Raw genomic sequence first — 15,134 nt, forward strand, 5'->3', positions numbered from 1 at the left:
GTGTGAGCAGGTGTGTGAGCAGGCCTGTCAGGAGGTCAGGGAGAGCAGTTCGTCGCTGATGAGGTTGATGACCTCGCGCTGGTGATCGGCGAGGTAGAAGTGGCCGCCGGGGAAGGCGCTCAGCTCGAAGCCGCCGGTGGTGTGGTCGGCCCAGGCACTCGCCTCGTCGAGGGTGACCTTCGGGTCGCTGTCGCCGACGAGCGCGACGATCGGGCAGTCGAGGACCGGGCCGGGCCGGTAGCGGTAGGTCTCGGCGGCGGTGTAGTCGCCGCGGACCGCCGGCAGGATCATCCGCAGCAGTTCCAGGTCGCCGAGGATACGGGCATCGGTGCCGCTGAGCTTCTTCAGTTCGGCGACGATGCCGTCGTCGTCGAGCCGGTGCACGGTCTCGTCCCGGTGCCGGGAGGGGGCGCGACGGCCGGAGGCGAACAGGGTGAGCGGAGCGCCGAGCTGCTCGCGCTTCATCCGTACCGCGACCTCGAAGGCCAGCGTGGCGCCCATGCTGTGGCCGAAGAAGGCCAGCGGCCGGTCCATCAGCGGGCGCAGCGCGGCGAACGACTCGTCGGCCAGCTCGGCGATCGACGTCAACGGCCGTTCCTGGCGCCGGTCCTGGCGGCCGGGGTACTGGATCGCCACCACCTCGACGGTGGACTGGAGGGCGTCGGAGACCGGGTAGAAGAAGCTGGCCGAGCCGCCGGCGTGCGGGAAGCAGACGAGGGTGACCCGGCTCGGCTCGTGGTGGAACCGGCGGATCCACGGGTTGTCGTAGGCGGCGTTGGTGGCGTGGGCTGCGTTGCTCATCGGGAGGTCGCTTTCGGGTCGGGTGCGGCGGGAACGGCGGACAGCCATGCGTCGACGGTCCGTGCGGTGGTGGCGGCGTGCTCCTCCATGACCGAGAAGTGGTTGCCGGGGGTGTCCAGGGCCGTGTGCGGCAGGCTCCAGGAGGAACGCCAGTCACCGTCCCGGGACCAGCCGAACATCGGCTCGGTGGCCCGGACGAGCAGGGTGGGCGCCTGGACCGGGGCCGGCTGCCAGCCGTGGAAGAGGCGGACGTACCCGCCCATGGCGGTCAGCCGGGTGTCGTCCATGGGGACGTAACCGTCCTCCCGTTCGATCATGCCGGCGCTGAGCACCGGCTGGATGCCGGCGAGCGCCTCGATGTCGTGGGAGTAGATGTCGATCAGGACGAGGGCGGTGACGGTGGTGCCGACGCGTTCGAGTTCGGCGGCGACAGCGTGCGCGAGCATACCGCCGGACGAGTGTCCGACCAGTGCGAACGGTGCCCCACCGGTGTGCGCGAGAATCGCCTCGGCCTGGGCGGTGACCACCGCCTCGACGGTGGCGGGCAGGGGTTCGCCGCGGCCGAAGCCGGGTGCGGCGACCGCGGTGACGCCGCGCCGGCCGCGCAGCGCTCCGGCGAACCGGACGTACTGGTGCGGGCCGGAGATGGCCAGGATGGACGGCAGGCAGACCAGCCCCGGCGCGTCGTCGTCCGCGCCTTCGCAAAGCCGTACGACGGGGACGGGTGCGGGCAGTTCGCCGCTGTCGCGGAAGGCCGGGCGGAACTGGGAGGCGGCGACCAGGACGCCGAAGAAGTCGCCGCTGCGCCCGGCGGCGGAGGCTTCCCGGAACAGGGTGCCGAGGGTGCCGGTGGTCTCCTGCGGCGCGGGGTCGTCCGGCGTCGTGAAACGGGTGGTGAGGTACGTCACCAGGGCGCCGGGGGTGGGGTGGTCGAAGAGGAGGGTGGTCGGCAGCCGGAGTCCGGTGGCCGCGCTCAGCCGGTTGCGCAGTTCGACCGAGGTGAGCGAGTCGAAACCGGCCTCCAGGAAGGGGCCGTGCGGGTCGAGGGTGTCGGAAGACTCTTCATGGCCTTCGGCCCCGGTGTGGCCTTCGGCTCTGGTGTGGCCTTCCGTGGTGTGGCCTTCGGTTCTGGTGTGGCCCAGGACGATCGCGGACTGGCGGGCCACGAGGTCGGTGAGCGCCGCGTGGCGTTCCTCGCCGGGCAGTCGGGCCAGGCGGCGCTGGAAGGCGGCGAGTGCCTGCTGGTCCGGTACGCCGCCACCGGGACCGCCGGGCCGACCTGCGGGGGCGAGCCCGTCGAGGACCGGCGGGAGGGCCCCGGCGGCCCCGGCGGCGCGCAGCCCCGCCGCGTCGAGGGCCACGGGGACGACGAGTGGGCGGGGGCCGGCCAGCGCGGCGTCGAAGGCGGCGAGGCCCTGTGCGGCGGTGAGCGGGACGATGCCGCCCTGGCGCAGCCGCCGCTGGTCGGCGTCGGTGAGGGTCTCCCCCATTCCGCCGTCCCACAGTCCCCAGGCCAGTGACGTCGCCGGGACACCGGCTGTTCTCAGCTGGGTGGCGTAGGCGTCGAGGAAGGCGTTGGCGGCGGCGTAGTTGGCCTGACCCGGGTTGCCGAGGACGCCGGCGACCGACGAGTAGAGGACGAACGCGCGCAGCTCACGGTCGCTCGTCGCGGCAGCGAGGTTGCGGGCGGCGTCCACCTTCGCGCGGAAGACGGCGTCGAGGCGCTCGGGGGTCAGGTCGGTGAGCAGCGCGTCGTCGAGGACTCCGGCGGCGTGGACCACGGCGGTCACCGGCTCGTCCCGCAGTGCCTCGGCCACGGCTTCCGCGTCCGCCACGTCACAGGCGAGCGCACGCACCCGGGCCCCGTCGATGTCCAGGCTTCCGCCCGACCGGGACAGCAGCAGCAGGCGGCGTACGCCGTGCTTCTCCACCAGGTGCCGGACGAGCAGGCGGCCGAGGGTGCCGGTGGCGCCGGTGACGACCACGGTCCCGTCGTCGCCGAGGCGGGCCCCGGGCGCACCGTCGATCCGTACGAGGCGCGGCACTCTCACCTCCCCGTCCCGCACCAGCGCCTGCGGCACCGGGCGGACGATGTTCTGCACCGCGTCCAACAGGGCGACCCGGCCCGGGTGTTCGGCCTGTGCGGACCGGACGAGGCCCCACAGGGCGGCGCCGTCCGGGTCGGTGACCGTGTCGCCGACCGCGCCGCACGTGCGGACCACCAGGCGGGAGTCGGCCCAGGCGGGGGCGGCGAGCCAGGACTTGAGGAGGGTGAGCAGGGCGGCGGCGCGGTCGCCGGCGGGACCGGGCGCGGTGGCGTCCACCAGCAGCACCGCGGCAGGCTCCGTCGGCAGCGGGGCGCCGAGCGGGATCACCGCGTCCGGTGCCGTGCCCGGCGCGTCCCGCGGCACCCAGTCGACGCCGTGCAGCACCCGGTCGGCGGCAGCGCCCCCGCCCAGTTGCTCGGCGGTGACCGGCCGCAGGGTGAGCCGTTCGACAAGGGCGACCGGCAGTCCGGTCGGATCGGCGAGCGTGAGCCGTACGGTGTCGGTACCGCTCCCGGCCGTCAGCCGCACCCGCAGCGCGGTACCGGCCGGGGCGAACCGGTGCACCCCGGAGAACGCGAACGGCAGCCGCAGACCGTCCCCCGGCAGCAGTGCCGCCGGGCCGATGGCGTGCAGGACCGCGTCGAAGAGGGCCGGGTGCAGGCCGTAGCCGTCCACCGGTACGTCGGTCCGTACCTCGGCGAACACCTCCGTTCCCCGCCGCCACAGCCGCCGCAGCCCCTGGAACGCGGGCCCGTACTCCAGGCCCGCGTCGGCGAAGGTCTCGTAGAGCCCGGTGAGGGGCAGTTCCTCGGCGCCGGCCGGTGGCCAGCTGATCAGGTCTGCGTCGATGTCGCCGGGCTCGGCGGCGGAGAGGACGCCGGTGGCGTGCAGGACCCAGGGTTCGCCGTCGCCGGTACGGGAGTGGAGGGTGAGCGGGCGCCGGTCGTCGTCCTCGGTGACGGTGAGCCGGATGGTGACGCTGCCGCCGGAGGGCAGGACGAGGGGGGCCTGGAGGAGGAGTTCATCCAGGGCCGGCGCACCGGCCCGCTCGCCCGCGGCCAGGGCCAGTTCGACCAGCGCGGTGCCCGGCAGCACGGTGCGGCCCAGCACGGTGTGCTCGGCCGGCCAGGTCTGTCCGGCCGCCGTGAGCGTGCCGGTGAGGACGAGGGTGCCGGCGTCCGGCACGTCGACCGCGGCGCCGAGCAGCGGGTGACCGGTGGGGTCCAGGCCCAGGCTGTGCGCGTCACCCGCCTCGGCGGGGCGGGGGCGGGGCCAGAGCCGGCGGTGGGTGAACGGGTAGGTCGGCAGGTCGGCGTGGCCGGCGCCGCCGACGACGGCCCGCCAGTCGACGTCGGCGCCGTCGACGAAGAGGGCGGCGAGAGAGGTGAGGAGAGTGCGCGTTTCGGGACGCCCGCGCCGCAGCGCCGCCACGGCCGTCAGGTCGGCGTCGACGTCCTGGACCAGCGTGGTGAGTACGGCGTCCGGGCCCACCTCGAGGACGCGGGTGACCCCCTGCCCCGGGAGGGCTCGCACGGCGTCCGCGAACCTCACCGGGCGACGGATCTGTTCCACCCAGTACTCCGGGTCCGTCCACTCGTCGGGGACCACCGGTGCCCCGGTCACCGTGGAGACGGCGGCGAGCCTCGGCTCTGCGTACGTCAGCCCGGCGGCGACCTTGGCGAAGTCGGCGAGTACGGGTTCCATGAGCCGGGAGTGGAAGGCGTGGCTGGTGCGGAGCCGGCCGGTCTTCCAGCCGCGTTCGGCGGCGGCTGCCTCGGCCCGCTCGATGGCGGCCTGCGGCCCGGAGACGACCACCGCGTGCGGTCCGTTGACGGCCGCCACGTCGACGTCCGCGAACGCCGCCCGCACGTCGGTCTCGGTGGCGCGCACCGCGAGCATCCCGCCGCCGTCCGGCAGTGTCTGCATCAGCCGGCCGCGGGCGGCGACCAGCGTCGCCGCGTCGGCCAGGGTGAGGACTCCGGCCGCGTACGCGGCGGTGATCTCGCCGACCGAGTGCCCGGCGACCACGTCCGGTGTGACACCCCACTGCTCCAGCAGCGCCAGCAGCGCGACCTCGACGGCGAACAGCGCGGGCTGGGCGACGCCGGTGCGGTGAATCTGTCCCTCGTCGTCCAGCAGGTCGTGCAGCGGCAGGTCGAGCAGGGCGCACACCTCGTCGAACTTCGCCGCGTACGCCGGGAACGCCGCGTACAGCTCGCGGCCCATACCGGTGCGCTGGGCGCCCTGGCCGGTGAGGAGGACGGCGAGCCGACCGGGGCGGGCGGTGCCGCGGACGGTGCCGCCGCCGTCACCGTCGGCCAGCGCGGCCGTCAGTTCGGCCCGGTCGCGGCCGAGGGCGACGGCCCGGTGCGGGAGGCGGGAGCGGCCGGCGAGCGTGCGGGCGGTCTCGGGCAGGGGTGCGTCGGGGTGGGTGACGAGGTGGTCGGCCAGGCGGGTGGCCTGGGCGCGCAGGGCGGTGGCGTCGGCCGCGGTCAGGACGAGCGGGGTCACCGGGAGCGCGGGCGGTTCAGGTGTGGCCACCGGCTCCGGGGCGTCCTCCGCCGGGGCTTCGAGGATGACGTGGGCGTTGGTGCCGCTGATGCCGAAGGAGGACACCGCCGCGCGCCGGGGCCGGCCGCCGACGTCCCACGCCTGTTCCTCGGTCAGCAGCTCCACCGCCCCGGAGGCCCAGTCCACCTGCGAGGACGGCGTGTCCGCGTGCAGGGTGCGGGGCAGCCGGCCGTGCCGCATCGCCTGGACCATCTTGATGACACCGGCCACACCGGCGGCGGCCTGGGTGTGGCCGAGGTTCGACTTCAGGGAGCCGAGCCACAGGGGTGCGCCGGACCGCTCCTGGCCGTATGTCGCGAGCAGCGCCTGCGCCTCGATCGGGTCCCCCAGCGGCGTGCCCGTGCCGTGCGCCTCGACGGCGTCCACGTCGCCGGGTCCGAGCCGTGCGTTGGCGAGCGCGGCCCGGATCACCCGCTGCTGTGCGGGACCGTTCGGCGCCGTCAGCCCGTTGGAGGCGCCGTCCGAGTTCACGGCACTGCCCCGGACGACGGCGAGCACCGGGTGTCCGTGCCGTCGGGCGTCGGAGAGCCGCTCGACCAGGAGCATGCCCACGCCCTCGCCCCAGCCGGTGCCGTCCGCGCCCTCGGCGAAGGACTTGCAGCGGCCGTCGGTGGCCAGGCCCCGCTGCCGCGAGAACCCGACGAAGGTGTTCGGTGTGGCCATCACGGTCACGCCACCGGCCAGCGCGGTGTCGCACTCGCCGTTGCGCAGCGCCTGCACCGCCAGGTGCAACGACACCAGCGACGACGAGCAGGCCGTGTCGACGGTGACGGTGGGACCCTCCAGGCCGAAGGTGTAGGCGATCCGCCCCGAGGCGATGCTGCCGCCGGTACCGAGGAAGCCCTCGGCGGCTTCGACGGACGCGCCCATCACCTGCGCGTAGTCGTGGTACATGATGCCGACGAACACCCCGGCGCGCGCGCCGCGCATGCCCAGCGGGTCCAGCCCCGCCCGTTCCAGCGCCTCCCAGGACGTCTCGAGGAGCAGCCGGTGCTGCGGGTCCATCGCGAGAGCCTCGCGCGGCGAGATGCCGAACACCGCCGGGTCGAAGTCCGCGGCGCCGGTGAGGAAGCCGCCGTCGCGGGAGTAGGTGGTGCCGGGGTGGTCGGGGTCGGGGTGGTACAGGTTCTCCACGTCCCAGCCCCGGTCGGTCGGGAACGTCCCGATCGCGTCCCGTCCTTCCGCCACCAGCTCCCACAGGTCCTCCGGGGAACCGACTCCGCCGGGGAACCGGCAGGCCATGCCGACGATCGCGATCGGCTCGGACGCGGCCTGCTCGGCCCCGCGCAGCAGCTCACGGGTGTCGTGCAGCTCGGCGGTGACTCTCTTCAGGAAGTAGCGCAGCCGGTCCTCGGGGACCTGCCCTGGCTCGCTCATGTGCTGTCGCCTCTCTTCGCCGCGCCGGGTCAGGAGATTCCGAATTCCTTGCCGAGCAGGTCGAACATCTCGTCGTCGGTGGCGGTCTCCAGGTCCCGGGCCAGTCCGGCACCGGCGCCGCCCGTGCCCTCGCCCTGCCAGACGGCCAGCAGACCGTGCAGCCGGGCGGTCACCCGGGACCGCTCCTCGTCGTCGGCCGGTGCTGCCCGCAGCCCCTGTTCCAGCCGGTCGAGTTCGGCCAGCAGCGCGTCGGCCGGGGACACCACCGCGGGTCGCAGCCGTTCGGTGAGGTACGCGGCGAGCGCGCCGGCGTTCGGGTAGTCGAAGACCAGCGTGGACGGCAGTCTCAGGTCGGTCGCGGCCATCAGCCGGTTGCGCAGCTCGACGGCGGTCAGAGAGTCGAAGCCCAGCTCGCTGAAGGCCCGTTCGGCCGGTACGGAGGCAGCCGAGTCGTGCCCCAGCACGGCCGCGACCTGAGCCTGGACGGCTTCGAGCACGACCCGGTCCTGGTCCTCGGCGGACAGCCCGTCCAGTCGCTTGCCCAGCGTCGGCCCGGCGGGCACGGCCCGACGGCTGCGCGGCGCGCGCACCAGCCCGGCCAGCAGCGGGGGAAGCAGCCCGGCCTCGGCGGCCTGCCCGAGTGCGGTGGTGTCGAGGGCCAGGGGGGCGACCACAGGAGCCGCTGTGCCGAGTGCGGCGTCGAAGGCGGCGAGGCCCTGTTCGGCGGTGAGGGGCAGGATGCCGCCGCGCCGCATACGGTCCCGGCCGGTGCCGGTGAGGGCCTCGCCCATGCCCGCATCCCACAGACCCCACGCGAGTGACGTCGCCGGAACACCCCCGGAACGCAGACGGGTGGCATAAGCGTCCAGATACGCGTTCGCCGCCGCATAGTTCGCCTGACCCGCATTGCCGAACAGACCCGCAGCCGACGAATACAACACGAACGCCGCAAGATCCTGACCCTCGGTCGCCGCGAGCAGATTGCGGGCCGCGTCCACCTTCACACGGAAGACAGCGTCCAGCCGCTCCGGGGTCAGACCGCTCAGCAGACCGTCGTCCAGGACACCCGCCGCATGCACGACCGCCGTGACCGTCTCCCCCCGCAACGCGTCGGCCACGGCATCCGCGTCCGCCACGTCACACGCCACCGCCCGCACTGCCGCACCCTCGACCTCCACCGACCCACCGGAGCGGGACAGCAGCACCAGACGCCGCACCCCATGTACGTCCACGAGGTGGCGGACGATGAGACGGCCCAGGGTGCCGGTGGCACCGGTGACCACGACCGCGCCCTCACCGAACACGACCGGCTGCAAGGCCTTGAGCCGCGTCAGACGGGGAACGGTGAGCACACCCTCACGCACCACTGCCTCGGGTACGGGGTAGAAGGCGTCGGCGGAGGCGTCCAGCAGGTGGACACGGTCCGGGTGTTCCGACTGGGCCGAACGGACCAGACCCCACAACGCGGCACCGTCCGGATCGGTCACCTCGTCACCGACCGCACCGTACGTGCGCACCACCATCCGGGACCCCGCCCACGCGGGATCCTCGAGCCAGCCCTGCAACAACGCCAGCAGAGCACCGGCCCGGTCCCGGGCCGGGCCGGACGCCGTCGCGTCGACCGAGACCACGGGCGCCGGCGCCGGGAGCGCGTCACCCAGCCTGACCACCACCGGAACCTCCGCGGCCGGGGAAACCTCCTGCCGCACCCACTCCACACCGAACAGCAGACGGTCGGCGAGACCACCGAACTGTGCCGGGGCGACGGGACGCAGAGCGAGGCCGTCGACGGCCGCCACCGGGTTGCCCAAGGCATCAGCCAACGAGAGCCGGACGGTGTCGGCTCCGGGCGCGGCGGTCATCTCGACCCGCAGGCCGGTCGTCCCCACCGTTCCCGCCATCCGGACGCCGGTGAAGCCGAACGGGAGGCGCACACCGCCGTCGGCCGGGAGCACGCCGCCCGCGCCGATGGCGTGCAGTGCCGCGTCGAAGAGCGCCGGATGCAGGGTGTATCCGGTGGCCGGGTCATCCGCCTCCACCTCGGCGAAGACCGTCTCGCCGCGTCGCCACACGCGCCGCAGTCCCTGGAACGCCGGCCCGTAGTCCAGCCCTCCGGCGGCTGCCGTCTCGTAGAACCCGGTGACGTCGATCTCGTCCGCGTCCTCGGGCGGCCAGGTCATGAGTGCGCTGGTGTCCGGCCACGGTGCGGTGTCGTCGGTCAGCAGGCCTTCGGCGTTGAGCGTCCACGCCTCGTCCTCGTCGGTCCGCGAGTGGATCGTCACGGCGCTGCGGCCGGCGTCGGGTGCGGCCACGGTGACCCGGACCTGGATTCCGCCCTGGTCTCCGAGGGCCAGCGGCGCCTGGAGCAGCAGTTCGTCCAGGACCGGCAGCCCGGCCCGGTCCCCGGCGGTGAGCGCCATCTCGACCAGCGCGGTGCCCGGGACGACCGTACGGCCGGCGACCGCGTGATCGCGGAGCCAGGGGTGCGTACGTGCGGAGAGCTGCCCGGTGAAGACGTTGTCGCCGGACGGCAAGGCGACGGCCGCACCGAGGATCGGGTGGCCGGTGCCGGTGAGGCCGAGGCCGGTGACGTCACCGGCGGTGCCGGTGCGCGGGCGGGGCCAGAACCTGCGGTGCTGGAAGGCGTAGGTGGGCAGGTCGGCACGCGGGCCGGTGCCGAGCACCGCCGTCCAGTCGACGTGCTGGCCCTCCACGAAGAGGGTCCCGACCGAGGTGAGCAGCGTGTGCGTCTCGGGTCGGTCCTTGCGGAGGGCGGTCACCGCGGTCAGCTCGGGGCGGAGACCGGCGACGAGTCCGGTGAGTATCCCGTCCGGGCCGAGTTCCAGGACCCGGCCCGCGTCCAGGGCGGCGACCGCGTCGGCGAACCGGACCGGCTCACGCACCTGCCGCACCCAGTACTCCGGATCCGACCACTGACCGGCAGTGACCAGGGCACCCGTCACCGTGGAGACAGCGGGGAGCACCGGCTCCGCGAACGCAAGCGTCTCCACCACCGCACGGAAGTCGTCCAGCATCGGCTCCATCAGACGGGAGTGGAACGCATGGCTGGTCCGCAGCCGAGTCGTCTTCCACCCCCGCCCGGCCACCTCACCGACCGCCCCCTCGACCGCCTCCTCGACACCGGACACCACCACGGCCTCCGGCCCGTTCACGGCCGCGATGTCAAGGTCCGGGAACGCCTCCCGCACCTCCGCCTCCGACGCCCCCACCGCCCACATCGCCCCACCAGACGCAAGCCCCTGCATCAACCGGCCCCGCGCAGCCACCAACGACGCCGCATCCGCCAAGGTCAGCACCCCGGCCGCATACGCGGCCGCGACCTCCCCCACCGAATGACCCGCCACCACATCCGGCTCCAGCCCCCACGAACGCACCAGCGCCAACAACGCCACCTCAAGCGCGAAGACCGCCGGCTGCGCCCAGCCCGTCTCCTCCAACCGCGCCGCATCGAGACCACCCAGCGAAAGACCCAAAGCCTCGCACGCCTCGTCATAAGCCGCCGCGAACACCGGAAACGCCTCATACAACTCCCGGCCCATACCGACCCGCTGCGCACCCTGACCGGTGAACACCATCGCCAGGGTGGTGTGGTGTGCTTCTCCGAACTGCGCTGCCGTACCGAGGTCGTTCAGCGCGCGATGGTCGGAGGCGAGGATCATCGCTCGGTGACGCAGGGTCGCACGACCGGCCAGGGAGCGGCCGATGCGGTCCAGTGGCTCGTCCGGCGCGATCGCGCTGTGCAGCCGTTCGGCCTGAGCGTGCAGACCGGCCGCGTCGGCGGCGGTGAGCACCACGGGGACGACCGGCAGCCCGGCGACGGGGGCCGGCGCGGGCTGCCGGGCCGGGGCTTCGAGGATGACGTGGGCGTTGGTGCCGCTGATGCCGAAGGACGACACCGCCGCACGCCGCGGCCGGCCCTCGACATCCCACGGCCGTTCCTCGGTCAGCAGCTCCACCGCACCCGAGGCCCAGTCCACCTGCGACGACGGCGCGTCGACATGCAGGGTACGGGGCAGCACCCCGTGCCGCATCGCCTGCACCATCTTGATGACCCCGGCCACGCCCGCAGCCGCCTGCGTATGCCCCAGGTTGGACTTCACCGAACCCAGCCACAACGGCTCACCGCCCGCACGGTCCTGCCCGTACGTCGCCAGCAACGCCTGCGCCTCGATCGGATCACCCAACGCCGTACCCGTACCGTGCGCCTCCACCACATCCACATCACGCGGTGCCAGACCAGCAGCCTCCAGCGCAGCCCGGATCACCCGCTGCTGCGAAGGACCGTTCGGAGCCGTCAACCCGTTCGACGCACCGTCCTGGTTGACCGCACTGCCCCGCACCACCGCCAGCACCCGATGCCCCAGACGCTCGGCATCCGACAGCCGCTCCACCAGCAGCATGCCCACGCCCTCGCCCCAGCCGGTGCCGTCCGCGCCCTCCGCAAACGACTTGCACCGCCCGTCGGCCGCCAGACCCCGCTGCCGCGAGAACCCGACGAACGTGTTCGGCGTGGACATCACCGTCACACCACCGGCCAGCGCCGCGTCGCACTCACCGTTGCGCAGCGCCTGCACCGCCAGATGCAACGCCACCAACGACGACGAACACGCCGTATCCACCGTCACCGCCGGCCCCTCAAGACCGAACGTGTACGACACACGCCCCGACGCCACACTGCCGCCGGTCCCGATGAAGCCCTCGGTCCCCTCGTCGGAGGCGCCCAGCACCATGGCGTAGTCGTCGTACATGACGCCGACGAAAACGCCGGTCCGCGAGCCGCGCAGCCCCATCGGGTTCATTCCGGCACGTTCGAACGCCTCCCACGAGGATTCGAGCAGCAGGCGGTGCTGCGGGTCCATGGCGAGGGCCTCGCGCGGCGAGATCCCGAACAGATCCGGGTCGAAGTCCGCGGCGCCGGAGAGGAATCCGCCTTCCCGGGCGTACGAGGTGCCGGGGTGGTCGGGGTCCGGGTGGTAGAGCGCCTCGACGTCCCAACCCCGGTCCTCCGGGAAGGGCACGATGCCGTCACGGCCGTTGGCGACCAGATCCCACAGCTCGTCCGGGCTGCTCACCCCGCCCGGGTAACGGCAGGCCATACCGACGATCGCGATCGGCTCGTCGGAGGACACGGTGGTGGTCGCCGCGGGAGTGGCGGCGGCGACGGCTCCGGAGAGTTCGGTGGTGAGGTGTTCGGCCAACGAGAGCGCGTTGGGGTAGTCGAAGACCAGCGTCGAGGGCAGGCGCAATCCGGTGACGGTCGCCAGCCGGTTACGCAGGTCGACCGCGATGAGCGAGTCGAAGCCCAGTTCGCTGAAGGCGCGCTCGTCCTCGACGGCTTCCGGGCCCGCATAGTCGAGGACCGCGGCAACGTGCGTGCGGACCAGGTCGAGCACGGCCCGCTCGCGCTGTTGCACGGGCAGACCGGCCAGGCGCCGGCCCAGCGCCGTGTCCGCCTGCTTGCGGACCGGTACCCGGACCAGACTCGCCAGCACAGGCGGCAGCAGCCCGGCGGCGGCGGCCTCGCGCAGGGAGGCGGTGTCCAGGGCGAGCGGCGCGACGGCCGCGCGACCGGTGCCGAGTGCGGCGTCGAAGGCGGCCAGGCCCTGTTCCACGGTCAACGGCAGGATGCCACCGCGCCGCATACGATCCCGGTCCACATCCGACAAGCTCTCGCCCATACCGGCGTCCCACAGACCCCACGCGAGTGACGTCGCCGGAACACCCCCGGAACGCAGACTGCTCGCATAGGCATCCAGGAACGCGTTCGCCGCCGCGTAGTTCGCCTGACCCGCATTGCCGAACAGACCCGCAGCCGACGAATACAACACGAACGCCGCAAGATCCTGACCCTCGGTCGCCGCGAGAAGGTTACGGGCCGCGTCCACCTTCGCACCGAAGACCGCATCCAACCGCTCCGCAGACAGATCAGTCAGCAGACCGTCATCCAGCACACCCGCCGCATGCACCACCCCCGTGACCCTCTCACCCCGCAGAGCCACCGCCACAGCATCCGCATCAGCCACATCACACGCGACCGCACGCACCTCCGCACCCTCGACCTCCACCACCCCACCCGAACGGGACAGCAGCACCAGACGACGCACCCCATGCGCCTCCACCAGATGACGAGCGACCAGACGACCCAACGTCCCCGACGCCCCGGAGACCACCACCGCCCCACCACCGAACCCAGGCACCCCCGCAGACCTCACCCGGACCAGACGCGGAACCCTCACCACCCCGTCCCGCAACACCGCCTGCGGCACCGGACACCACACATCCTCCGACGCATCCAGCAGATGAATACGATCCGGATGCTCCGACTGCGCCGACCGCACCAGACCCCACAACGCCGCACCGTCCGGATCCGTGACCTCCTCACCCACCGCACCGAACGTCCGCACCACCAACCGCGAACCAGCCCACGCGGGATCGGCCAGCCACCCCTGAAGCAACCCCAGCAGAGCCACCGACCGATCCCGAGCCGAACCCGGAACCGACGCATCCACCAACACCACAGACACCGGAGCCGGAAGAGCATCACCCAGCTTGATCACCACCGGAGCCTCGACCGCCGCAGCCACCCCCTCCTCCGGCACCCACTCCACCGCGTAGAGCAACCGGTCGGCCTCGGCAGCGCCCAGTTGGGCAGCCGCGACCGGTCGCAGTACCAGACCGTCGACCTCGGCGACCGGCGTGCCAGACAGGTCGGCGAGCAGCAGCCGCACCGTATCGGCGCCGTCGGTCCTGGTCAGGTGTGCCCGCAGTCGGGTGCCCGCCGGCGCGAACGTCCGGAACCCTGTGACGGCGAACGGCAGTCGGGTGTCGCCGTCGCTGAACAGGCCGCCCGCGGCGATCGCGTGCAGTACGGCGTCGAACAGGGCGGGATGCAGGTCGTACCCGGTGGTCGTGTGGTCCGACTCGATCTCGACGTACACCTCTTCGCCGCGCTTCCAGACGGCCCGCAGGCCCTGGAACGCCGGGCCGTAGGCGAGTCCGTCGGCGGCCGTGCCCTGGTAGAAACCGGACAGGTCGAGCGGGTCGGCGTCGGCCGGCGGCCAGGAGGCCAGGTCGACGTCGACGTGGGCCCGGCCGTCCTGGGCGGCCAGGATGCCGGTCGCGTGTGTCGTCCAGGTGTCCTCGTCCTCGGTACGGGCGTGGATCGTCACCGCGCGTCGGCCGCCGGTGTCAGGCTCGGCGAGCGTGGCCCGGAGCTGGACACCACCGCGTTCGGGCAGCGGCAGCGGGGTCTGGAGCAGGAGTTCCTCGACGACCGGGAGACCGGCCCGCTCACCGGCCGCGCGCGCCATCTCGGCGAACGCGGTGCCGGGCACGATGACGCGCCCCAGTACGACGTGGTCGGCCAGCCACGGGTGGGTACGCAGCGACACCCGGCCGGTCAGCAGCATCGTCGCCGCGTCGGGGGCCTCGACGGCCGCACCGAGCAGCGGGTGTCCCGTCTCGGTGAGGCCCAGGCCGATGGCGTCCTGGTGGCCGCCGGTGCGCGGCCGGGGCCAGTAACGCCGGTGCTGGAAGGGGTAGGTGGGCAGGTCGACCACGCGGGTCTCGGTATCGCCGAGGACGGCCCGCCAGTCCACGGGCCGGCCGTGGACGAACAGCTCACCGATCGCGGTGAGCAGGGTGGTGACCTCGTGCCGGTCGCGGCGCAGCGCGGCCACGGCGGCCGTGTCCGGGCTCGTCTCACCGATCAGCGTGGTGAGGACACTGTCCGGGCCCAGCTCCAGCACACGATCCGCATCCCAAGCGGCCATGGCATCAGCGAACCGGACCGGCTCACGCACCTGCCGCACCCAGTACTCCGGATCCGACCACTGACCGGCAGTGACCATGGCACCCGTCACCGTCGACACCGCCGCCAGCGTCGGCTCACTGAAACGCAGCCCACGCACGACCCGAGCGAACTCCTCGAGCATCGGCTCCATCAACCGCGAATGAAACGCATGACTCGTCCGCAACCGCGACGTCTTCCAACCCCGCCCGGCCACCCGCCCGACATCCGCCGCCAGACCCGACACCACCACCGACGACGGCCCATTCACCGCCGCAATATCAAGCCCCGGAAACGCCTCCCGCACCTCCGCCTCCGACGCCCCCACCGCCCACATCACACCACCAGACGGAAGCCCCTGCATCAACCGACCCCGAGCAGCCACCAAAGCAGCAGCATCAGCCAGACTCAGCACACCCGCCGCATACGCGGCCGTGACCTCCCCCACCGAATGCCCCGCCACCACATCCGGCTCCAGCCCCCACGAACGCACCAGAGCCAACAACGCCACCTCAAGCGCAAAGATC

At 73.1% G+C, this 15,134-nt stretch carries 3 protein-coding genes; all 3 read right to left on the minus strand.

Annotation, left to right across the window (positions count from 1 at the left end):
• Positions 1-27: 27 nt before the first annotated feature.
• The gene (locus KUM32_RS18635; protein ID WP_217143046.1) at positions 28-801 is read right to left on the minus strand and encodes a thioesterase II family protein; all 774 of its coding nucleotides are present in this window, start codon (positions 799-801) and stop codon (positions 28-30) included.
• A complete protein-coding gene (locus KUM32_RS18640) occupies positions 798-6,842 on the minus strand; it encodes an SDR family NAD(P)-dependent oxidoreductase (protein WP_374227531.1) in 6,045 nt (2,014 codons plus the stop codon). The genes KUM32_RS18635 and KUM32_RS18640 overlap by 4 nt, the downstream gene beginning before the upstream one ends.
• Positions 6,827-15,134: type I polyketide synthase (locus tag KUM32_RS43570; RefSeq protein ID WP_302185157.1), on the minus strand; the 8,308-nt coding region annotated here is incomplete at its 5' end. The genes KUM32_RS43570 and KUM32_RS18640, both read right to left, overlap by 16 nt.

The organism is Streptomyces sp. AC627_RSS907, assembly GCF_019049165.1.